Annotated in this window: 16 protein-coding genes; 8 read left to right on the forward strand and 8 right to left on the reverse strand. The window is 68.5% G+C overall.

The window, feature by feature from the left end; all coding sequences use genetic code 11:
• Positions 1–443 precede the first annotated feature (443 nt).
• Positions 444–2,351, forward strand: a complete 1,908-nt coding sequence (locus tag ENSA7_RS00360) for a M2 family metallopeptidase (protein ID WP_106087185.1) — start codon at positions 444–446, stop codon at positions 2,349–2,351.
• A 324-nt stretch (positions 2,352–2,675) separates the two neighbouring features.
• The gene (locus ENSA7_RS00365) at positions 2,676–3,107 is read left to right on the forward strand and encodes a DUF7682 family zinc-binding protein (RefSeq protein WP_106087186.1); all 432 of its coding nucleotides are present in this window, start codon (positions 2,676–2,678) and stop codon (positions 3,105–3,107) included.
• Between the two features lie 35 nt (positions 3,108–3,142).
• Here ENSA7_RS00365 and ENSA7_RS00370 read toward each other — a convergent pair whose 3' ends face one another.
• Both ENSA7_RS00370 and ENSA7_RS42915 read right to left on the reverse strand, forming a co-directional pair.
• On the reverse strand, positions 3,143–4,114 hold the full coding sequence (locus ENSA7_RS00370; RefSeq protein WP_181232820.1) for a zinc-binding dehydrogenase: 972 nt from the start codon (positions 4,112–4,114) through the stop codon (positions 3,143–3,145).
• A 129-nt stretch (positions 4,115–4,243) separates the two neighbouring features.
• Complete coding sequence (locus ENSA7_RS42915; protein ID WP_106087188.1) at positions 4,244–4,648, reverse strand: ribonuclease III domain-containing protein; 405 nt, start codon at positions 4,646–4,648, stop codon at positions 4,244–4,246.
• A 27-nt stretch (positions 4,649–4,675) separates the two neighbouring features.
• On the opposite strand from ENSA7_RS42915, the gene ENSA7_RS00380 reads away from it, so the two are divergent.
• The 3 genes from ENSA7_RS00380 to ENSA7_RS00390 all read left to right on the forward strand — a co-directional run bounded on the left by ENSA7_RS00380 (position 4,676) and on the right by ENSA7_RS00390 (position 11,035).
• Positions 4,676–5,647, forward strand: coding sequence for an EamA family transporter (locus ENSA7_RS00380; protein ID WP_106087189.1), 972 nt, complete (start codon positions 4,676–4,678; stop codon positions 5,645–5,647).
• A 114-nt stretch (positions 5,648–5,761) separates the two neighbouring features.
• The gene (locus tag ENSA7_RS00385; RefSeq protein ID WP_146157157.1) at positions 5,762–6,247 is read left to right on the forward strand and encodes a hypothetical protein; all 486 of its coding nucleotides are present in this window, start codon (positions 5,762–5,764) and stop codon (positions 6,245–6,247) included.
• A 30-nt stretch (positions 6,248–6,277) separates the two neighbouring features.
• Positions 6,278–11,035, forward strand: coding sequence for an Lhr family ATP-dependent helicase (locus ENSA7_RS00390; protein WP_106087191.1), 4,758 nt, complete (start codon positions 6,278–6,280; stop codon positions 11,033–11,035).
• Here the strand turns inward: ENSA7_RS00390 and ENSA7_RS00395 are convergent.
• Positions 11,014–11,676 (reverse strand): hypothetical protein, encoded by a 663-nt coding sequence (locus tag ENSA7_RS00395; protein ID WP_146157158.1) that lies wholly within the window; start codon positions 11,674–11,676, stop codon positions 11,014–11,016. The two genes, ENSA7_RS00390 and ENSA7_RS00395, sit on opposite strands and share 22 nt — an antisense overlap.
• Positions 11,677–11,741: 65 nt before the next feature.
• A complete protein-coding gene (locus ENSA7_RS00400; protein WP_244923670.1) occupies positions 11,742–12,974 on the reverse strand; it encodes a GNAT family N-acetyltransferase in 1,233 nt (410 codons plus the stop codon).
• Positions 12,975–13,144: 170 nt separating this feature from the next.
• On the opposite strand from ENSA7_RS00400, the gene ENSA7_RS00405 reads away from it, so the two are divergent.
• The gene (locus tag ENSA7_RS00405; RefSeq protein WP_052547715.1) at positions 13,145–13,489 is read left to right on the forward strand and encodes an ATP-dependent Clp protease adaptor ClpS; all 345 of its coding nucleotides are present in this window, start codon (positions 13,145–13,147) and stop codon (positions 13,487–13,489) included.
• Positions 13,476–16,121 (forward strand): AAA family ATPase, encoded by a 2,646-nt coding sequence (locus ENSA7_RS00410; protein ID WP_106087194.1) that lies wholly within the window; start codon positions 13,476–13,478, stop codon positions 16,119–16,121. The genes ENSA7_RS00405 and ENSA7_RS00410 overlap by 14 nt, the downstream gene beginning before the upstream one ends.
• 18 nt (positions 16,122–16,139) lie before the next feature.
• Here ENSA7_RS00410 and ENSA7_RS00415 read toward each other — a convergent pair whose 3' ends face one another.
• Together ENSA7_RS00415 and ENSA7_RS00420 are read right to left on the reverse strand one after the other, a co-directional pair.
• On the reverse strand, positions 16,140–16,487 hold the full coding sequence (locus ENSA7_RS00415) for a response regulator (protein ID WP_106087195.1): 348 nt from the start codon (positions 16,485–16,487) through the stop codon (positions 16,140–16,142).
• 4 nt (positions 16,488–16,491) lie between these two features.
• Positions 16,492–17,541, reverse strand: coding sequence for a sensor histidine kinase (locus tag ENSA7_RS00420; RefSeq protein ID WP_181232823.1), 1,050 nt, complete (start codon positions 17,539–17,541; stop codon positions 16,492–16,494).
• A 284-nt stretch (positions 17,542–17,825) separates the two neighbouring features.
• On the opposite strand from ENSA7_RS00420, the gene ENSA7_RS00425 reads away from it, so the two are divergent.
• Entirely contained in the window at positions 17,826–18,593 is a 768-nt protein-coding gene (locus tag ENSA7_RS00425; protein ID WP_106087197.1) for an alpha/beta fold hydrolase, read from the forward strand.
• A 40-nt stretch (positions 18,594–18,633) separates the two neighbouring features.
• Here the strand turns inward: ENSA7_RS00425 and ENSA7_RS00430 are convergent, their stop codons facing one another.
• Together ENSA7_RS00430 and ENSA7_RS00435 are read right to left on the reverse strand one after the other, a co-directional pair.
• On the reverse strand, positions 18,634–20,355 hold the full coding sequence (locus ENSA7_RS00430; RefSeq protein ID WP_106087198.1) for a tetratricopeptide repeat protein: 1,722 nt from the start codon (positions 20,353–20,355) through the stop codon (positions 18,634–18,636).
• Positions 20,352–20,828 carry a hypothetical protein gene (locus ENSA7_RS00435; protein ID WP_106087199.1) on the reverse strand — a complete coding sequence of 159 codons (477 nt, stop codon included), beginning with the start codon at positions 20,826–20,828 and terminating at the stop codon, positions 20,352–20,354. Before ENSA7_RS00435 ends, ENSA7_RS00430 begins: the two co-directional genes overlap by 4 nt.
• Positions 20,829–20,886: the final 58 nt, after the last annotated feature.

The raw sequence follows: 20,886 nt of genomic DNA on the forward strand, positions 1-20,886 counted from the left end.
CCAGTCGAACCCGACGCGACCCGTGCTCGGCTGCGCCTCCGCGCGGGTCGCCACCCTCGCTTCGCTCGGGCTCGAGGTCGGGTCCGCCTGTGGGAACGCTTCGCTTTCTCTTTTTACCCCCAGTCGAACCCGACGCGACCCGTGCTCGGCTGCGCCCCCGCGCGGGTCGCCACCCTCGCTTCGCTCGGGCTCGAGGTCGGGTCCGCCTGTGGGAACGCTTCGCTTTCTCTTTTTACCCCCAGTCGAACCCGACGCGACCCGTGCTCGGCTGCGCCTCCGCGCGGGTCGCCACCCTCGCTTCGCTCGGGCTCGAGGTCGGGTCCGCCTGTGGGAACGCTTCGCTTTCTCTTTTTACCCCCAGTCGACCGCTTCGCTTTTTCTCACTCGCGCGATGTGCGTTCAACCCACAGACAAGCCGGACATCGGTGGGTTAGCGTCCCCGCATGCGCAGGCCCTCGTCGTCCCCGCTCGTGCTCGCTGCTCTCGCGTCTTCGCTGACGCTGCTCGGTTGCTCGCCGAAACCGACCGACAGCAAGGCCGCGGCCAAGGCTGACACCAAGTCTGACAGCAAGCCCGCTGAGGAGGTTGGCGTCGAGGCTGGCGCCGACGCGCCCACGGCCGAGCAGGCCAAGGCGTTCGTGACCGAGGTCGACGCCAAGCTGCGCGAGCTGTGGACGGCCGAGTCCAAGGCCGCGTGGACCAACGCGACCGACATCACCGATGAGCACGCGGCAGCCGTGGCTGCGGCGAGTGAGCAGTCGATGGCGTACATCGGCCAGGCGATCAAGGACGCGCGCAAGTTCGATGGCGTCGCGGCGGACCCCGAGACGCTCCGCCAGCTGCACCTTTTAAAGGTAGCGACCACGCTGCCGGCTCCCAACGATCCGGCCAAGCGCAAGGAGCTGGCCGAGACGGCGACCAAGCTCGACAGCATGTATGGGTCGGCCAAGTGGGGCGACTGCACCGACCCCGAGGCCGACTCATGCAAGGACATGGGCGACGCGATGGAGATCATCTCGAGCAGCGACGACTACGACGAGCTGCTCGCCGCGTGGGAGGGCTGGCGGTCCATCGCGCCGCCGATGCGACCGCTCTATCAGCGCTTCGCCGAGCTCGGCAACGAGGGCGCGCGCGACATCGGCTACAAGGACGTCGGCGAGCTGTGGCGCTCGGGCTACGACATGAGCCCCGCGCAGTTCGAGGCCGAGATGGAGCGGCTGTGGCAACAGGTCAAGCCGCTCTACACCCAGCTGCATTGCCACGCTCGGGCCAAGCTCGGGGAGAAGTACGGCGTCGACAAGGTCCCGGCCGACGGCATGATCCCCGCGCACCTGGTCGGCAACCTGTGGGCGCAAGAGTGGCCCAACATCTATGACGACATGGTCCCCTACGCGGACCAGCCCAGCATCGACGTGACCGAGGGCTTGAAGAACGCCAAGTTCGACGAGCACAAGATGGTCAAGACCGCCGAGGGGTTCTTTGTCTCACTCGGCATGGACCCGCTGCCCGACACCTTCTGGGAGCGCTCGCTGTTCGTCCAGCCCGAGGGCCGCGACGTGCAGTGCCACGCGAGCGCGTGGGACGTCGACTACAACAACGATCTGCGCATCAAGATGTGCATCAAGATCGACATGGAGGACTTCGTCACGATCCACCATGAGCTCGGGCACAACTACTACTATCAGAACTACTACACCAAGCCGATGCTGTTTCAGAGCGGGGCCAACGACGGCTTCCACGAGGGCATCGGCGACACCCTGGCGCTCTCGGTCACGCCTGCGTACCTGCAGAGCATGGGGCTGCTCGACGAGATCAGCGAAGACCCCAAGGCCGTGATCAACAAGCAGCTCGCGGACGGCCTCGAGAAGATCGCGTTCTTGCCGTTCGGCCTGCTGATCGATCGCTGGCGCTGGGGCGTGTTCTCGGGCGAGATCAAGCCCGAGGACTACAACGCCGCGTGGTGGAAGCTGCGCAACGAGTATCAGGGCGTGGCCGCGCCGGTCGAGCGCAGCGAGGCCGACTTCGACCCTGGCGCGAAGTATCACATCCCCGCCAATACGCCCTACGCTCGCTACTTCCTCGCGAGGATCCTGCAGTTCCAATTTCACAAGGCGCTGTGTGACGCCGCGGGTCACGAAGGACCGCTGCACACCTGCTCGATCTACGCCAGCAAGGAAGCCGGGAAGAAGTTGAAGGCCATGCTCGCCATGGGCGCCAGCCAACCCTGGCCCGACGCGCTCGAGGCGATCGCGGGCACCCGCAAGATGGACGCGGGGCCGATGCTCGAGTACTTCGAGCCGCTGCAGGAGTACCTGAGCCAACAAAACCAGGGCCGCACCTGCGGCTGGTAGCCGGATGCGTACGCCGCGCGGCGTATGACCCCCCTAGGAGTCAGGCGATTTTGGCCGTGGAGCGGGACCCCACAAAACTACCCTGGCGCAAGCGCCCTTTGGCGGTTGGCGCCCGGTGCGGGCCGCAAATCGGTCTGAATCGCAAGTTCTTGCGCACTTTGAGGTTGTTCATGAGCTGCTATAAACGTAGTTCAGGGCACGCTATTATTGCTGGCATATGTCACCCACAATGCGAAACAGGCGCATGTTTGCCAGGTGACAATCTGCGCGTAATGATGCTGGGCATGCCAGGAACCGGACACAACCAGTCAAGAGGTCGCAGCGATGTCTAGAAAGAAGACCTTTCCGTGCGGACACAACGGAAAGGGCCGGTTTTGTCACCACTGTGCGGCGCTCAAGGCCAGCGAAGGCGCCTCAAACGCTGGCAAGGGTGACACGTCATCCTCTAAGGACGAGCCCGACCCCGCCGAAGATAAAGAGGCGTGGCGAGAGACCTTCGAGCAAGACCCGATCCCGTTGGCGCATCTGCCCAACAAAGGGCTTGTACGCAAGGCCAGGGTGATCCTGGAAGAGATCGGTAAGGGTGCGCCATGGCACCAGTTCAACGGTAAGCGGCTGCAGCACGACCGAAACGTGGTCAGCATACCGTTAGGGCGACGCTATCGGATCCTGTTTAGGACCGATGACGGCGCGCCCCAGCCTGTCGAGGTGATGTCACACGAGTCTTATAACGGCACCAAGCCGGGACGTCGCTGAGGCGCGGGACGGGTCACCCCGGTCTACGAAGTCGTCTACGAGGTCGTCTGGGAAGTCGCTGGGATGAACACGACGCGGCCGCGCACGCCGGGTTGCTCGGCCAGATCTAGCGCCGCCGGCCACTGATCCAGCGTGAAGCGGGCGGCGATCTGTTCGTGGAGATCCATGGCGACGAGCACCTCGAGCTCCGTTCGCAGCCGTGCATACCCGGCGGTCTCGGCCCAGCGGTGCAGCCAGAACCCGCGCGCCTTGATGTCGCGGAACACGAGCTGGTCGACGGGTAGCTGGATCGGCTTGCGGCTCGCGGCCCCGTAGATCGTCAGCTCACCGCCGACGCGCAGGCACGAGCCCAGCATGCCCGAGGTCTCGCCGCCGCTGCCGTCGAACGCGACACGCGGGAGCCCGAGCCCGAGCGCGGCGAGTCGCGCTTGCACGCCCGGCTCACGGACCAGGACGTTGTCGGCACCGAGTCCCCACAGCTCGGCGACCGGCTCGCGCGTGCCCACCAACGCGATGCTTCGCAGTCCACGATCGCGGGCCAGCACCGTCAAGTAGCGACCGACCGAGCCAGCTCCTGGCGAGTGCAAGAAGCACTCACCGGGCTCGAGATCTGCGAGCAGCACCGCGGCGGTCAGCGCTTCGATCCGCAGGGTGCACGACGCGACGGGATCTCGATGCGCCGAGAGGGGGACCAGCGTGACCGCGGGCGTCACCAGCCGCTCACGCCACGCACCCACTCGCACGGGCAGCAGCACGACGCTGCCCACCTCCGGCTCGCGCACGCCCGGACCATGCTCGACCACCAGCCCCACACCTTGCGCGCCCGGGATCCCAGACGCGGGATCCAGCGGGTACAGGCCGCGCAGGCTCAGTCGATCGATCGGGGAGATCGGCGAGGCGAGCACCTCGACGAGCACCTCGCCCGCACGCGGCTGCGGCTCGGGCAACTCGACGAGCTCGAGCAGCGGCCCCGAGTGGCCAGAAGGTGTGCAGCGGAGCGCTCGCAAGACGCCGACCTTAGCTTCCCCACGTGCAGTTTGGCAGCTCGCCGACTGCAGCCGCTTCGCGTCGGGTCAGTGGCTCTGAACGTTCGTGTGGGGATGGGCCGCGCTCGTCGGAGCAAGGTGCGGGTGGCGTCAGAGCAGGGCTTCGATCTGCGCTTCGATCGCGGGGACGATCAGCTGGGTGAAGCGCTCGGCTTCGTCGCCGGTCAGCCACCAGGCGATCAGGGCCTCGAGCGCGGTCGCGGCTCGGTAGGCGCGGACGTCTCGGCCGCCGCGGCCGCTGCCGCGGACGCTGGTGTTGCGCGCGCGACCGACGACGTTGAGCTCGTCCTCGCGCAGTGAGCCGGCGTCGAGCAGGCCCGCGAGCAGCTCGGCCTGGGCCTCGGCGTTGACGATGCGCGCGCGCAGCTTGTCGAGGCGGTCGGTTGGGTAGTCCCCGCGCCGGCTCAGCCGCAGTCTGACCTCGCGCTCGAACTCGGCGTCGCCGAGCCACGCCAGCGTGCGGATCGATCGACCGCGCAGGTTGGGTGCGGACATCGCCGGAAGGTAACATGGGGCCGGAGCATGAGCGCGAGCGCCGTTGCCATCGCGTGTGGTCTGGGCGCTGCGCTGTGCTTTGGGACCGGCGACTACCTCGCGCAGCGCCTCACCCATCGACATGGGTGGTTCGCGGCGGTGTGTTCCGTGCAGATCGCCGCGGCGCTGGTGCTCGGTGCCGTGGCGATCGCGTGGCACGGGATCCCGAGCGGGCTCAGCTGGGAGAGCGTCATCGGCGTGGCCGGCGTGGGGCTGGTCAACACGCTCGGGCTCGTGGGTCTGTACCGCGCGTTCGAGCGCGGCAAGCTGTCGCTGGTCTCGCCGATCGCGGGCTCGATGGGGGCGTTCTCGGTTGGGTTCGCGTGGCTGGCCGGGACGCCGCCGCCGCTGGCGGTGGTGCCGGGGGTGGTCGCGGTGGTGGTCGGGATCGTGGGCGGCAGCGTGGTCGTCGAGCCACCGAGCGAACATCAACAAGGGCACCAACAAGGGCACCAACAAGGGCACCAACAAGGGCACCAACCAGCGAGCCCGGCGAAGCTTGGTCGCGCGCTCGGGGTCGGCTGGGCGCTGCTGTCGGCGGTCGGGTTTGGCTGGGTGTTCTTCGTGCTGGGACCGACGAGCGAGGCGCTCGGTCCGGCGTGGGCGGTGTTCGGCCTGCGGGTGGTGGCGATCATGACGTTGCTGATCCCGAGCGTGCTGTTCGCCCGTGGGCGGGTGGCCGCGGGCGCGCGTGAGCTGCGGGCGCAGTCGGGTGGGCGGCTGGTGCTGGTCGCGTTGCTCGACGCTGGCGGGATGCTCGGCTTTGCGTTTGGCACCAGTCGCGGGATTGCGCCGGCCGAGCTCGCAGTCGTTGCGGTGCTGACCTCGAGCTTCCCGCTGGTGACAGTCGCGCTTGCACACGTGCACCTGCGCGAGCGCCTGGACTGGTGGCAGTGGCTCGGGATCGCGGCGGTGGTGGCCGGAATCCTGTGGATCTCGGCCTGGTCCCAAATGGGCTGAAGGATTACTCCGAGTTCGAACCATGTGAGCTGAATTGCGTGGCGCTCATTTGCGAGTCGGCAGCACACCGCCGCGAGTTGCAGTCCGCTAGAGGTTCATCATAGGGTTTGCGGTGTGCGACGCCTCGTCATTGGTCTTTGTCTGCTCGCCTCCGTGATCCTGGTTCCCGCGACGACATCGGCGGCCGAACCGGCGGCGGCACCCGAAGCGGCGGCCGAGGGCGAGACCCACGCGGCCTACGTCAAGGTTGCGCTGACCCGCGACGGCAACACCTTCGCGCATCCCGGCTTCCTGATGGCCGACGACGAGCAGGGCGTGTTCGTGATCCAGTGCGAGGGCAAGGACCACGAGATCACGCTCAGCTTCCGCGAGCTGGGCGAGTCGCGGGCGAGGGTGCTGGTCGAGTACGGGGTCAACGGTCGGGTGCAGTGGGCCGAGGAGATCGACGTCGAGGCCGGCGACGACGCGCAGCTGGTCAAGGGCAAGAGCACGCTGACGATCAACGTCGATCCGCACGGGCAAGAGGACACGTCGCGCGGTGACGGCGACCAGATCGACGGCCCCAAGAACGACAAGGATGATCCCCTCGGCGGGCTGTGAGCGCGGCCCGGAGCTGGCAAACTAGCGGCGTTGCCAGACAGAAAGTCCAGCGGGCGGGATCCGCTTCGAGAATTTCACCCGGCGGTCCGCGGGTGGTTCGAGGCTGCGTTCGAGCGGCCGACGCTCGCGCAGCGCAAGGGCTGGCCGGCGATCCTCGACGGGGACTCGATGCTGTTGCTGGCGCCGACCGGGTCGGGCAAGACGCTCGCGGCGTTCCTCGTCGCGCTCGATCGGCTGATGTTCAAGCGCGAGCTGGCCGGGACCGAGGCCCCGTCTGCGTCGAAGTCGGTCGACATTCTGTATATCTCCCCGCTCAAGGCGCTGGGCGTCGACGTCGAGCGAAACTTGCGAGCGCCGCTGGCGGGGATTCGAGCGGTCGCCCAGCGCGACGGCGCGGCTCACTACATGCCGACGGTCGGGATTCGCTCGGGCGACACGCCGCAGCGCGAGCGGGCCCAGATGCTGCGGCGTCCGCCCGACATCCTGATCACCACGCCCGAGTCGCTGTACCTGCTGCTGAGCTCGCGCGCCCGCGAGACCCTGCGGGGGGTGTCCACGGTGATCGTCGACGAGATCCACTCGATGGTCGCGAGCAAGCGTGGCGCCCACCTGTTCGTGTCGCTCGAGCGACTGGAACACGAGCGGGGGGCGAGCGCGCCGCCGCTGCAGCGGATCGGCTTGTCGGCCACGCAGCGCCCGCTCGATGAGGTCGCGCGGCTGCTGGGTGGCTGCACGCCAAGTCCAGCCGACGCCGAGCAGATGCTCCCGCGGCCGGTCACGATCGTCGACGCGGGTCGCAAGCGGGCGCTCGAGCTCGAGGTCCAGGTCCCCGTCGAGGACATGGCCCGACTTGGGGCAGAGGGCGGGGGAGAGGGCGGGGGAGAGCTCGACGGTCCGCAGGCTGAGGTGACCGTGGTCGGCGACAAGCGCTCGATCTGGCCGTCGATCCACCCGCGCCTGGTCGAGCTGATCCGGGCCCACCGCTCGACGATGGTCTTCGTCAACAACCGCTCGCTGGCCGAGCGCCTCAGCCAGGCGATCAACGCGCTAGCGGGCGAGGAGCTGTCGCTGGCCCACCACGGCTCGCTGTCGAAGGAGATCCGCGCGGTCGTCGAAGATCGGCTCAAGCGGGGCGAGCTGCCGGCGATCATCGCCACGAGCTCGCTCGAGCTCGGGATCGACATGGGCGCGGTGGACCTGGTCATTCAGATCGAGGCCCCGCCCTCGGTCGCGTCGGGCTTGCAGCGGATCGGTCGGGCCGGGCACCAGGTCGGTGGGATCGCGCGCGGGGTGATCATTCCCAAGTACCGCCACGATCTGCTGGCCTGCGCGGCGGTGATTCAGCACATGCACGCGGGCCACGTCGAGCCGACCTTCTACCCGCGCAACCCGCTGGACGTGCTCGCGCAGCACATCGTGGCGATGGTCGGCGTCGCCGAGCAGTGGGATGTCGACGCGCTGTTCGAGCTGATCCGCCGGGCCGCGCCGTTCGCCGAGCTGGGCCGCCGCGCGTTCGAGAACACCCTCGACATGCTGGCGGGGCGCTACCCGTCGAGCGAGTTCGCCGAGCTGCGCCCGCGGGTGATCTGGGATCGGGTCAACCAGCAGATCACGGCCCGCAAGGGCGCGCAGCGGCTGGCTGTCCAGAACGCGGGCACGATCCCCGATCGCGGGCTGTACGGCGTGTTCATGCTCGGCGAGGGCGGGGCCCCGGGGACTCGCGTGGGTGAGCTCGACGAAGAGATGGTGTTCGAGTCGCGCGACGGCGACGTGTTCGTGCTCGGGGCCAGCTCGTGGAAGATCGTCGAGATCACCCGGGATCGCGTGATGGTGGTGCCGGCTCCCGGAGAGCCCGGGCGCATGCCGTTTTGGCACGGCGACGGGCCCGGGCGGCCCATGGAATTCGGCCGCGCGATCGGGGCGCTGGGCCGCAAGCTCGACAAGCTCCCGCGCGAGCGAGCCGAGGCGGTGCTGCAGGCCGACCACGCCCTCGATCCGCTCGCGGCCCGCAACCTGGTCGACTACCTGCACGATCAGCGCGAGGCCACCGGGGTCCTGCCGAGTGACAAGACCATCGTGGTCGAGCGCTGGATCGACGAGATCGGAGACTGGCGGGTGGCCGTGCTCTCGCCGTTTGGTGCCCGCGTGCACGCGCCGTGGGCGACGGCGGTGGCGGGGCGGCTGCGCGAGCACAGCGGCGTCGAGGTCGACATGTTGTGGACCGACGACGGCCTCGCGTTTCGGCTGCCAGAGGTCGAGGAGCCGCCACCCGCGGCGATGTTCTTCCCCGAACCAGACGAGGTCGAGCGCCTGGTGATCGACAACCTCTCGGGCTCGGCCCTGTTCGCTGGGGCGTTTCGTGAGAACGCCGCGCGGGCGCTGCTGTTGCCGCGCAGGCAGCCAGGCAAGCGCACGCCGCTGTGGATGCAGCGCAAGCGCTCGGCCGATCTGCTGGCGGTTGCGAGCCGCTATCGCAGCTTCCCGATCATCTTGGAGACCTACCGCGAGTGCCTGCGCGACGTGTTCGATCTGCCCGCGCTGATCGAGCTGCTGCAGCAGGTCGCGGATCGTCGGGTGCGGGTCCGCGAGGTCCAGAGCACCAGCGCCTCGCCCTACGCGGCCGCGCTGGTGTTCACCTGGATCGGCAATTTTTTATACGACGACGATCAGCCCCGGGCCGAGCGTCGGGCCCAGGCGCTGGCGCTGGACTACGCGCAGCTGCGCGAGCTGTTGGGTGACGCGCAGCTGCGAGAGCTGCTCGACCGTGACGCCGTCGACGAGGTCGAGCTGTTGCTGCAGCGCCTGGATCCGCGCCGGGCGATCCGCGACCTCGATCATGTCCACGACGCGCTGCGCGAGCTCGGGGAGCTCTCGCGTGACGAGCTGCGCGAGCGCTGCGAGGTCGAGCGGCGCGGGCAAGTCGACGCCTGGGTCGATCGGTTGATCCGCGAGCGCCGCGTGACCGAGGTGACGATCGGCGGCGAGCGACGGGTGATCGCGGCCGAGGACGCCGGTCGCTACCGCGACGCCCTGGGTGTGGTGCCGCCGATCGGGCTGCCGCAGGCGTACCTCGAATTGGTAGACGCGCCGCTCGAGGATCTCGTCGCCCGCTACGCCCGGACCCACGTGCCGTTCTCCGCTGGCGAGGTCGCGCGGCGACTCGGCGTCGGGCTGGGGCCGGTCCACACGGTGCTCGAGTCGCTGCGAACCCAAGATCGCCTGCTCGAGGGTGAGTTCCTGCCTGGCGGGCGCGAGCGCGAGTGGTGTGACGTCGAGGTCCTGCGGCGGCTCAAGCGGGCCTCGCTGGCCAAGCTCAGCGCCGCCGTCGAGGCCGTCGAGCCGCGCCTGTACGCGCGCTTCTTGCCGAGCTGGCACCGGATCGACGCCCCGGGTGAGGGGCTCGACGAGCTGGTCGCGGTGATCGAGCAGATTCAGGGCGTGCCGATCCCGTTTGGTGATCTCGAGCGCGCGGTGCTGCCGGCTCGGGTCCGCGGCTACCACCCGGGCATGCTGGATCAGCTGTGCGCGAGCGGGGAGCTGTCGTGGCGGGGCTTCGAGGCGCTGGGCAACGACGACGGCCGGATCGCGCTGTACCTCAGCGGTCACCTCGCCGCGCTGGCGCCGAGCGCCGAGCCGGTCGAGGGCGAGCTCGCGGCCAAGCTCCGCGAGCAGCTGAGCCGGCGCGGGGCCATGTTCTTCGCCGATCTCGAGCGCGCGCTCGGGGGCTTTCGCAACGAGCTGCTGGTCACGCTGTGGGACATGGTCTGGGCCGGCGAGCTGAGCAACGACACCTTCGCGCCGCTGCGCTCGCGCGCCCGCGGAGCCGGCGGCAGCGGCAAGGCCCGCAGCTTCGCGCGCCGTCGGCCGTCGCTGCACGGGCACCTGCAGCACCGTCGGGCCGGGCCGGCCGGCAGCGAGGGGCGATGGTCGCTGCTCGACCCTGCGAACAGTTTGCTGCCCACGGTGAGCCAGTCCGCGAAGGCGTCCGCAAGCGGGCGAGAAGCCCTCGCCCGAGCTGACAACAGCCTCGACCCGCGGCCCAGCGAGACCGAGCGCGCGACGGCGCTGAGCGTGCAGCTGCTCGAGCGCTTTGGGGTCGTGACCCGCGAGGCGGTCCGCAGCGCCAGCGTGCCCGGCGGGTTCACGGCCCACTATCCGATCTTCAAGGCGATGGAGCAGGCCGGGAAGATCCGCCGGGGGTACTTCATCGCGGGCATGGGCGGCGCGCAGTTTGGCCTGCCGGGCGCCGAGGATCGCCTGCGCGAGCAGGGCGACGCCACGCCGATCGTGATCTTGAGCGCGTGTGACCCCGCCAACGCCTACGGGGCTGGCCTGCCGTGGCCGCGCCGTGAGACCGGCGCCAAGCCGCAGCGGGTCGCCGGCGCCCACGTGTTCATGTTCAACGGCTACCTGCTCGGCTGGCTGTCGCGCACCGAGAAGCTGCTGTTGTGCTTCATCGAGCCCGAGCAGATCCCCGACGTCGCCGAGCGAGAGCGCTGCGCCGCCGGGCTCGCCGAGGCGCTGCTCGAGCTGCTTCATCAAGAGCAGGGCCGCCGCAAGGCGATGCTGCTCGAGAAGATCGACGACGCGTTCGCCAACGAGCACTGGCTGGCCGACGAGCTCGGCAAGCTCGGGTTTCGCAAGACCCACGACGGGCTGCTGCGCCAGCGCGATCGCAGCTGGGACCGCAACAGCGCTCGCAGCGGGTCCGGGGCGGGGAACAGGGCGATCGTCGGCGTGGTCGAGCGGCGCGCTGCGCCCGAGCCTCAGCTCTCGGGCAGCGGGTAGGAGTCCCACGGCAGGCGACCGAGCAGCCCCGCCGCGACCGGCACCCACCAGGCCAGGCCGTCGTGCCCGCCGAGCTCCTCGAGCACCAGCGTGCGCGTGAGCGAGGGGTTGCCCAGGCGCAGAGCCTCGATCGCGATGACCATCATCGGCCCCAGCTGGCGATCACGCGGGAAGTCCTTGCGCCCGAGCATGGTCAGCGCGCCCTCGAAGTCGCCGAGCAACGCCCGGATCGCCACGACCTCTTCGCGCTGCGAGTCATCTTCGCAGCGGACCCAGGCCTCGTCGAAGTGGCGATCGAGCGCCAGCGACAGGTGCGGCGGCGCAGACTTGCGCGCGTGGCTGAGCACCGAGACCGACGAGTAGGGCGGAAACATCTCGGCGAGCTCCTCGCCGTGGGGCAAGCTGGGGTCGTTGGCGGAGTGATCGTCGTCGCCCGCGTGGACGTGGCCGATCTCGGCGAGGAGACGCTCGGCCCGCGCCGCCAGACCACCGAAGCCGCCCAGGATCGCAATTGCTCCGACCTCGCGGGCCCGCCAGCCGTGACGCCGGCCATCTTCGGACTCGAGCTCGAGCCAGGTGACCGCGCTGCGTATGAGCCCACGCGCCAAGTGTTGATCGAGCGCCGTGGTGGCCGGTTCCATCGGCCGGAACATGCCACGAGTCTCCCGCGACGACCAGCGACCCTGGTCCCAGGCCGGGGCCCGGTTCACGCCGAGTCGGCCCGGTAGGGGCCGTAGCCATGCAGCTCCCGCACGTGGTGGGCGATCGCTCGCGTCTCTTCCCGCAGGAACTCCCGCACGCCGTGGTCGAGGCCCGGGTGGCGCAGCCAGTGGGCCGAGTGGCAGATCACGGGCAAAAACCCACGCAGCAGCTTGTGCTCACCCTGGGCGCCGGCCTCGAACAGCGGCAGCCCGAGCTCGATGCAGCGCTCGATCCCGGCGTAGTAGGCGGCCTCGAAGTGGAGAAATTCGAGCTCGTGATCGCAGCCCCAGTAGCGCCCGTACAGGCCTTGCTCGGTCTCGAAGAACAGCGCGCCCGCGATCGGCTCGCTGTCGCAGATCGCCTCGAGGAACCGGACCCGCTCGGGCGCGAGCTCGAGCAGCGATTGAAAAAATGTGGGCCGCAGGTACTGGCGGCCGCCGTAGAGGTTGGTGGTCCGGCGATAGAATCGATCCAACGCCGCGCGCGAGGTCGCCGTGAGCTCGGCGCCAGGGACGAAGCGGATCGCGTCGACCTGCGCCTGGGCCCGGCGTCGCTCCTTGCGGATCTGCTTGCGCTTGCGCGACGTCAGCTGCGCCAGAAATTCGTCGAAGTTCGCGTACCCGCGGTTGTGCCAGTGGAACTGAAAGCTCGAGCGCGCCGCGAAGCCGGCGGCGACCAGCTGCTCGCGCTCGTCCTCGGTCGTGAACAGCCAGTGGATCGACCCGCACTTGCGGTCGTCGGCGAGCGCCCGCACGCCCTCGATCAGGCGCTGGGTCACGGCGTGTCGGCCGGCTTCGTCGAGCGACGGGTGCAGCAAGATCCGTCGGCCGGTCGCGGGCGTCGCCGGGGCGGCGATGACCAGCTTCGGGTAGTAGGGGATCCCGGCCTGGGTCGACGCCCGCGCCCAGTGAAAATCGAAGATGTACTCGCCGTAGCTGTGATCTTTGACATAGGCAGCGACGGCGCCGAGCAGCTGGGGACCCCGCTGATCCCGCTCACCTGCTCGATCAGGGGAGTTCTCCTGCGCAGCCCGCAGCTCAGCCCGGTCCGAGGGCGGGTCCCCGTGCACCAAGAGGTAGTGCGGATCCCATCCTGCCTCGGGCCCCACGGACCCGGAGATCTCCAGGGCGCGAAGGAAACCCCACTCCAAAAACGGCGATGGCGCGTGTTCTAGCGCGTTCCAGCTCGCGCGCTCGACGCTCTCGATGCTCTTGCGCTCGGTCAGAGTCAGATCCACGAGGCCGAGCATTACCCTTGCGCGGCCCGGCGCAAACTCCGAACTCCGCTACAATGCGGCGGCCGGGATCCGGGCCACCCTCGAGTGTCCCAGATCCGGGCCACACTGAACCCAGACTGCCTGCCTCCCGCCCGGCAATTTCTCGCCAGCCGTACCCCCGCCGCTGCGCCATGTCCGACCAGCGTAAAGACGAACCTCAACGTGGTGTCGCGCTCAAGACCCGCGACAAACAAAAATCGAAGCGGCCGCGCATGTACCGCGTGCTACTCCACAACGACGACTACACGCCGATGGAATTCGTGGTCCGCCTGCTGCAGACCGTGTTCCACCACGGCGAGTCGATGGCGCAACAGATCATGCTCCACGTGCACAACTCCGGCGTCGGCGTAGCCGGTGTCTTCACCCACGAGATCGCCGAGACCAAGGTCGCACAGACCCACATGCTCGCCCGACAAAACGAGAGCCCGCTGATGGCCTCGATGGAACCAGAGGACGATCCCGATGCTGAGTCCTGAGCTGCGCGATACCCTTGATTCCGCCATCCAAGACACTCGGAGGCGGCGCCACGAATACATCACCCTCGAGCACCTGCTGCTCGCGTTGCTCGACGATCCCAGCGCCCGCGACGTGCTGACCGGGTGCAACGCCCAGATCGAGCAGCTGCGCGCGGAGCTCGAGGCGTTCCTCGAGGCCCACGTGCCCAAGCTGTCGACCGACGGCGAAGAGGACGAGGGCCAGGTCCAGCAGACCGTCGGCGTGGGCCGGGTGCTGCAGCGAGCCGTGCTGCATGTTCAGGGCGCGGGCAAGGCCGAGGTCACGGGCGCGAACCTGCTCGTGGCGCTGTTCGCCGAGCCCGAGTCGATGGCCGTGTACCTGCTCGAGCAGCAGTCCGTGCGCCGCCGCGACGTCACCCTCTACATCGCCCACGGGATCGGCAAGAACAACCAGCGGCAGGCGCCGCGGGCTCGCCCGACGGGGCTGCCGCGCGGCGAGGAGGACGAGGACGCGGTCGCCGACGATCCGCTCGAGGCCTACGCGATCGATCTCGCCGCCCGGGCCGAGCGTGGCGACATCGACCCGCTCGTCGGCCGCGACCAGGAGCTCACGCGCTTGATCCAGGTGCTGTGTCGCCGTCGCAAGAACAACCCGGTGCTCGTTGGCGAGCCCGGCGTCGGCAAGACCGCCGTGGTCGAGGGCCTCGCGCTGCGCGTGCACGAGCAGCGCGTGCCCGAGGCGATCGCGGAGATCCGCGTCTACGCCCTCGACATGGGCGCGCTGCTCGCTGGCACCAAATTCCGCGGGCAGTTCGAGGAGCGGCTCAAGGCGGTGATCTCGGCGATCGAGGCCGAGCCCGGCGCGATCTTGTTCATCGACGAGATCCACACGGTGATCGGCGCGGGCGCGACCTCGGGCGGGTCGATGGACGCCAGCAACATGCTCAAGCCCGCGCTCAACGCCGGGCGGGTGCGGTGCATCGGCGCGACCACCTACAAGGAGTTCAAGAACTTCGATCGGGATCCCGCGCTCGCGCGGCGGTTCCAGAAGATCGAGATCGTCGAGCCAACCCAGGACGAGACGATCCTGATCCTGCAGGGGCTCAAGTCGGCCTACGAGTCGCATCACCACGTCGAGTACACGCCCGACGCGATCGAGCAGTCGGTCCGGCTGGCCCACAAGCACCTGCGTGATCGTCGGCTACCCGACTCGGCGATCGACGTGATGGATGAGACCGGGGCAGCCGCGCGGCTCGGCGAGATCGACCACACCAAGCGTGCTCCCGCCACGCCAGACGCGGACGGGGATGGGGACGGCGACGGCGAGGAGCTCGACGTCGATCTCGACGAGGAGGACGAGGGCGACTCGGCTGACGCGCCCGCGCTCGAGGTTGGCGGGGCGATCCCGCTGCCGGGCGACAGTGACCACGATAATCAGCGGGATGATCTGCGGGATGATCTGCGGCTCGCCGTCGGCGAGACCACCGCGCTCGAGCGACGCGATCCCGGCCCGGTCATCCAGACCGGTCCCCGGATCGAGCGGAGCGCCGAGTCAAACGACGCGCGCGATCCAAACGCGCCGATCATCGTCGACGTGCCCCAGGTCGAGGCCGTGATCGCCCGCATGGCCAGGATCCCGCCAAAGTCGGTCTCGACCGACGATCGCGAGGTGCTCAAGAACCTCGCCGAGGGCCTCTCGCAGGTGATCTTCGGACAAGACGAGGCCGTCAGCGCGGCGACCAAGGCGATCAAGCGGGCTCGGGCTGGGCTCGCGCGGCCCGACAAGCCGATCGGTTGCTTCTTGTTCGCGGGCCCGACCGGGGTCGGCAAGACCGAGCTCGCTCGCCAGCTCGCCCGCCTGCTGGGCATGCCGTTCCTGCGCTTCGACATGTCGGAGTACATGGAGAAGCACAGCGTCAGTCGGCTGATCGGCGCGCCTCCTGGCTACGTCGGCTTTGATCAGGGCGGCCAGCTGACCGACACGGTCAGCAAGAACCCCCACTCGGTCGTGCTGCTCGACGAGATCGAGAAGGCCCACCCGGACATCTTCTCGGTGTTGTTGCAGGTGATGGACAGCGCCAACCTGACCGACACGACCGGCAAGAAGACCGACTTTCGCAACGTCATCTTGATCATGACCAGCAACGCGGGCGCGTTCGAGATGACCCAGCGCAAGATGGGCTTTGGCGGCGACGAGGGGCTGGTCGACTCGGCCGCCAACAAGGCGCTCGAGCGCACGTTCAGCCCCGAGTTCCGCAACCGGCTCGACAAGATCGTGACCTTTGGCCAGCTGCCGCAGCCGGTCGTGGACAAGGTCGCCGACAAGCTGCTGCGCGAGCTCGAGATCCAGCTCGCGGATCGGGGCGTCCGCCTGACCTGGACGCCCGCCGCCCGCGACTGGATCGCGCGCAAGGGCTACGACAAGAAGTTCGGCGCCCGGCCGATGGGGCGGGTGATCGACGACAACATCAAGGGCGCGCTCGTCGACGAGCTGCTGTTCGGGCGGCTCGAGGGCGGCGGCGAGATCCGGGTCGACTGCGACCCTGGCAAGAACGAGCTGCGCTTCGTGTTCACGGCCGAGGACGAGGACGAAGACGCGGATGAGGTTTCCGTCAGCGGCGGGGTCGACATCCACGAGCTCGTGGAGGCCTGAGCGAAGCAGCCGACGTGCTCACCCGCCGCCTTCCATGGCGGCGAGCAGGTCGGCGCGCTTGAACGGCTTGGCGAGGAACACGGCCGGCGACAGCGCCTCGATGTCGGGCGACTCGCCGTGGCCGCTGATCAGGACCACGTGGACCGTAAACCCGTGCTCGCGGATCCGACGCGCCAGGTTGACGCCGTCGAGCCTGGGCATGCGGATGTCGGTGATCAGCACGCTCCAGCCCTGGGGTGCCTGCTCGAACAGCTCCCAGGCCTCGAGCCCATCGTGGGCGATCGTGGTCTCATGGCCGTGCACTTGCAGCAGCCGCGCGAGCGACTTGGCGATGCGAGGCTCGTCGTCGACCACGAGTACCTTCACGGGATCACCTCCATCGGTGCACCGCCCTTGGCAGCCTGACCCGCATGCGGGTTCCGAGCCCGCCCGAGCCCGCGCCTGACCCCCCGACTGACCCCCCGACTGAACAGGCCGCTTCGGGGGGGTGGGCCCCGGAGTTGGTTAGCGCTTCGACGGTGCCCCCATGGCGATCGATGATCCCGTGAACGATCGAGAGACCCAGACCCGCACCCCGCCCGACGGCCTTGGTTGTGAAGAAGGGATCGAAGATTCGATCCAGGTCGGCGGCGGGGATCCCTGGGCCATTATCGGCAACTTCAAAACCAACGACATCATGCTCGACGAAGCTGCGCGCGACAATACGGGCGTCGCTGCGGCCGCGCAGGGCATCGCGCGCGTTGATCACCAAGTTGGCGACAACCTGAAGCAGCTCGTCGACCTGGCATGAGATCGGCTCGATATCGGGTGCCAGGTCGAGCTCGAACTGGATCCCCTCCGACCGCACCTGGCCGCCCAGCGCGCTCATCGCCTGGGTGAGCACGTCGTTGACGCTGGCCAGCGTCGAGTCACCACCGTCCTCGCCATGGTCATTGTAGTGGGCATCCCGGCGGCTGAAGGCGAGCAAGTGCGCGGCGACGCTGCTGCCCCGGACGACCTGCTCCTCGATCGCGTCGAGCAGCTCGAGCGCCGTGGCCATGTCCCCAGCGGCGATCGCGTCGCGCGCCTCTTCGGCCGATAGGCCGATGATCTGCAGCGGTTGGTTGAGCTCGTGGGCGACCCCGGTCGCGAGCTGGCCGAGCGCGGCGAGCTTGGCCGAGTGCACCACCTGGGCCTGCGCGTGGGCCAGATCTCGCAGCGCGAGCTCGTATTGGTCACGCCTGACGACCGTCGCCTGCAGCTCTTCCGCGAGCATGTTCAGCGCAACGCAGATACCGTCGAGATCTTCGTAGAGGTCACTGTCGTCGCCGCCGTCAGTCAACAGCTCTGGATCGACGCGAGCGTCGAGCTCGCCACGGGCGAGATCGCACATGACCGCCAAGATCTCGCCGGTTCGCCGCTGGATGAGCAGTTCAGCCATTCGAGCGCGCTCCTTCGGCGGTCGTGCGGAGAACATTTGACCAGGCCTCCATGGCGACACACGGTAGCTTACCTTGGGTACTGTAGCCTATCTCGCAGGGATATTGTGCAATATAGCGTTTTGTTGACGAGGCACGACGTGACAGGGCGGGCGGGTAGTCAGCGTGTCCTTTGGATCGCCCGCAGATAATTCGCCACATGTAGATCGCCACACACGACCGGTGCGCGCGGGACGAGTTGTTCGTTGACCCCCGCGAGCGGGCGCGCGTAGCATCGCGGTTCACCATGCCGAGCTATACGACCCCTGACGGCCTCAACATCTCTTATCGCGTCGTTGGAGAGGGCGAGCCGGTCGTGTTGGTGCATGGGTGGATGGTCGGCGGTGCGATCTTCGACGCGATCACCCCCGCGCTCGTTGGCGCTGGCAAGCAGGTGATCATCCCGGACCAGCGAGGTGTCGGTGACTCGGCGCAACCCCCGACGGGCTATACGCTCGATCTGTACGCGCGGGACCTGATCGAGCTCGTCAACGCTGCCGGGCTCAAGCGCTTCAAGCTGCTCGGTCACTCGATGGGCGGTCAGATCGCCCAGCTCGTCGCGGCCGCCCTCGGAGATCGGGTGCAGACGATGGTCCTGCTGTGCTCGGTGCCGGCAGCGGGTGTGCCGCTGCCCGATGAGATGCGGCAGATGTTTCGCAGCTCGGGCGGCAATCCAGAGGCGCAGACCAAGATCCTCCAGACGGCCTGCAAGCAGCTCGACGACGCCGGGCTCGCGACGATCCTCGCGACCGCCGCGACCGTGTTCCCCAACTGCGTCGCCGAGAGCTTCGACGCATGGACCGGCGGCGGGTTCGAGAAGCGCCTCGCCGAGATCACCTGCGAGAAGACCTACGTGATCGGCACGGACGACCCGTTCTTGCCCCGCGAGGTGCTCGAGCCGATGGTCGTTCAGCCGATCGAGAACGCCGAGTTCGTGTACATGCCAGGGCCCGGCCACTACCCGCAGATTGAAGCCACGCAGGCGACCGCCGCCAAGCTCGTCGAGCTGCTCTAGCAAGCTCGTCGAGCTGCTCTAGCAAGCTCGTCGAGCTGCTCTAGCGCCCGTTGACCAGGTCACCGAGCCGGTTGACGGCGGCGCGGGTCTGCTTGGTCAACACGTGGCCGGGGCCGCGGACCTTGTCTTCGACGAGCAGCGACTTCTCGTAGTAGCGCAGCGCGTCTTTGTACTTCTTGCGCTTCTCGGCGATCAGGCCGCAGTTGAAGTAGCTGGTCGCGGTCACGATGTTGTCGGGGCCCAGCATGTCTTCGCGGACCTTCAGCGCCTGCTCGGCGAGCGTGTTGGCCTCGTCGTATTGCTTGAGCTTGTAGTGGGCGGTCGCCATGGCATCGAGTGTCTTGGCGGTCTCGAGGTGGTGCTCGCCAAACGCCAGCTTTCGCAGGGTCAGGGCCTTGGCGTACCACTCGAGCGCGCTCGCGTAGCCCTTGCGGGCGGCCCAGACCTCGCCGATGCCGTGGAGGCTGACGGCGACCTCGGGGTGACCGGGGCCGAGGATCCGCTGCTGGACCTCGATCGCGTGGTTGAGCAGCGCGTAGGCGTCGTCGATCTTTTCTTGCAGCAGCAGCACGCTGGCGTAGTTGGCCTCGGACAGCGCGGTCGCGGGGTGATCTTTGCCGAGCGAGCGGGTCTCGGCCTCGATCGCTTTTTGGTACCAGGCGACGGCGCCCTCGACGTCGTCGAGGCCAATGTGAACGAACCCGAGGTTGTGATAGGCGCGCGAGGTGACGGGGTCGTCGGCGCCAAAGGTCTTGGTCCAGATGTCGAGCGCGCGCATGTACAGCTCGTGCGCGGTCTTGTAGCTGGCGACGGCGGCCTCGAGGTTGCCGAGCCGGTTGGCGGCGTCGGCGACCCGCGGGTGGTCTTTGCCAAAGAACGACTCGCGCTGGCGCATGGCCGACTCGAGGTGGGTGCGGGCCTCCTCGTGGTTGCCGCGGCGCAGCTCGGCGGTGCCCAGGCAGGTCAGGGCGTCGGCCTCGCCGATCGCATAGCCCAGCTTCTGGGCCTGGGTCAGCGACGGGGCGCCGTAGACGATCGCCTTGTCGTACTCACCCTGCAGGACCGCGTGGTTGCAGGCCGCGATCGTGGCGTCGAGGCTGCGGCGCTCGTCGCCCGAGCGCTTGGCCGCGATCGCGGCGTCGTTGAGCAGCCCGCTGGCGGCCTCGCTCTTGCCCAACGCGAGCAGGGTCTTGGCCTCGGCGGTCTTGCTGTCGGCCGTCTGCGCGGCCTCGGAGTCGGCGGTCTCCTCTGGGGTCTTGTAGTAGGCCAACACCGCCTGGTTTTGACAGGTCGCAATGTTCTCGGAGATGTCGAGCATCGCCCGGTCGATGTGCTCGTAGCTGGTGCGGTCGACCTCGCCGAGTTGGGTGATCAGCGTGCGCTGCTGGACCAGCGCGGTGTTGAGGCACAGCGAGACCCGCACGTAGATCTCTTCGGGCATCGTCTGCCGCTCGAGCGTGTCCTTGCAGGCGCGGCGGTTCATCATCACCCAGTCGGTCGTGATCGCGTCCATCTTGGTGACGATGCGATCGACGTTGACCACCTGGCTCTCGCCCGCGAAGGTTCGCAGCCCGTCTCGGACCTCGCGGCGCTTGGCGTTGCCCCAGATCTTCTCGACGTCGAGATCGAAGTCGTCGCACGCGCCGCGAGCTTGAGGGGGCCCAGGGGTCGCGCAGCCGGGTGTCAGGCCGAGGCCAGCGCCCGCGAGCAGGCCAGCGCTCAGGACCCAGGTAGAGAGGGGAGAGGTGCTTGGCTTGGTCACGGCTGGTCTCCAGGGTCGGGGTCGGAAGCGGTGTGGGTCTGGCAGCTCGGCGGCGCGGCCACGAGTTGATTGACCGCGCCCTCGACGGCGGCGAGCTCGCCCTCGCCAGCCAGCGCCTGCGCCAAGGTCCGCTGGCGCTCGAGGCGATCGTCGAAGCAGCGCACGCGGGCCGCGTACTCGTCCTTGCTGATCAGCGCGCGCACAAAGTGGTCCTTGCACACCGACGTTCGCATCATCACCCAGTCCTCGGAGATGCGGTCCATCTTGTTGACCACCCCGCTGCGCTTCTCGAGCTCGATCTCGCCGCCATGCTGGAGCGCCTGGGCCTTGATCGCCGCGGACCAGTAGGTCTCGACCTGGACCTCGAAGTCGGCGCAGGGGTCGGCCTGGGTCGAGCTGGTCTGCCGCGCGCCCGCGCAGCCGGTCTGCGTGGTGATCAGCATGGCCAGCGCGCAGGTGATCACGGCCCTCATGTCGCGCGGGTGCACCGCCGAATGGTCGGCAATCCTCGCGGCGCAGACAACCCCCGCG

This window comes from Enhygromyxa salina (genome assembly GCF_002994635.1).
Lineage (GTDB): Bacteria > Myxococcota_A > Polyangia > Nannocystales > Nannocystaceae > Plesiocystis > Plesiocystis salina_B.

Bases quoted from the DNA above. Each gene is read 5' to 3' on its own strand.
- ENSA7_RS00410 (WP_106087194.1), top strand. From the start codon at position 13,476: ATGCTGAGTCCTGAGCTGCGCGATACCCTTGATTCCGCCATCCAAGAC.
- ENSA7_RS00365 (WP_106087186.1), top strand. From the start codon at position 2,676: ATGTCTAGAAAGAAGACCTTTCCGTGCGGACACAACGGAAAGGGCCGG.
- ENSA7_RS00395 (WP_146157158.1), bottom strand. From the start codon at position 11,676: ATGGAACCGGCCACCACGGCGCTCGATCAACACTTGGCGCGTGGGCTC.
- ENSA7_RS00435 (WP_106087199.1), bottom strand. From the start codon at position 20,828: ATGAGGGCCGTGATCACCTGCGCGCTGGCCATGCTGATCACCACGCAG.
- ENSA7_RS00425 (WP_106087197.1), top strand. From the start codon at position 17,826: ATGCCGAGCTATACGACCCCTGACGGCCTCAACATCTCTTATCGCGTC.
- ENSA7_RS00420 (WP_181232823.1), bottom strand. From the start codon at position 17,541: ATGGCTGAACTGCTCATCCAGCGGCGAACCGGCGAGATCTTGGCGGTC.
- ENSA7_RS00380 (WP_106087189.1), top strand. From the start codon at position 4,676: ATGAGCGCGAGCGCCGTTGCCATCGCGTGTGGTCTGGGCGCTGCGCTG.
- ENSA7_RS42915 (WP_106087188.1), bottom strand. From the start codon at position 4,648: ATGTCCGCACCCAACCTGCGCGGTCGATCGATCCGCACGCTGGCGTGG.
- ENSA7_RS00405 (WP_052547715.1), top strand. From the start codon at position 13,145: ATGTCCGACCAGCGTAAAGACGAACCTCAACGTGGTGTCGCGCTCAAG.
- ENSA7_RS00360 (WP_106087185.1), top strand. From the start codon at position 444: ATGCGCAGGCCCTCGTCGTCCCCGCTCGTGCTCGCTGCTCTCGCGTCT.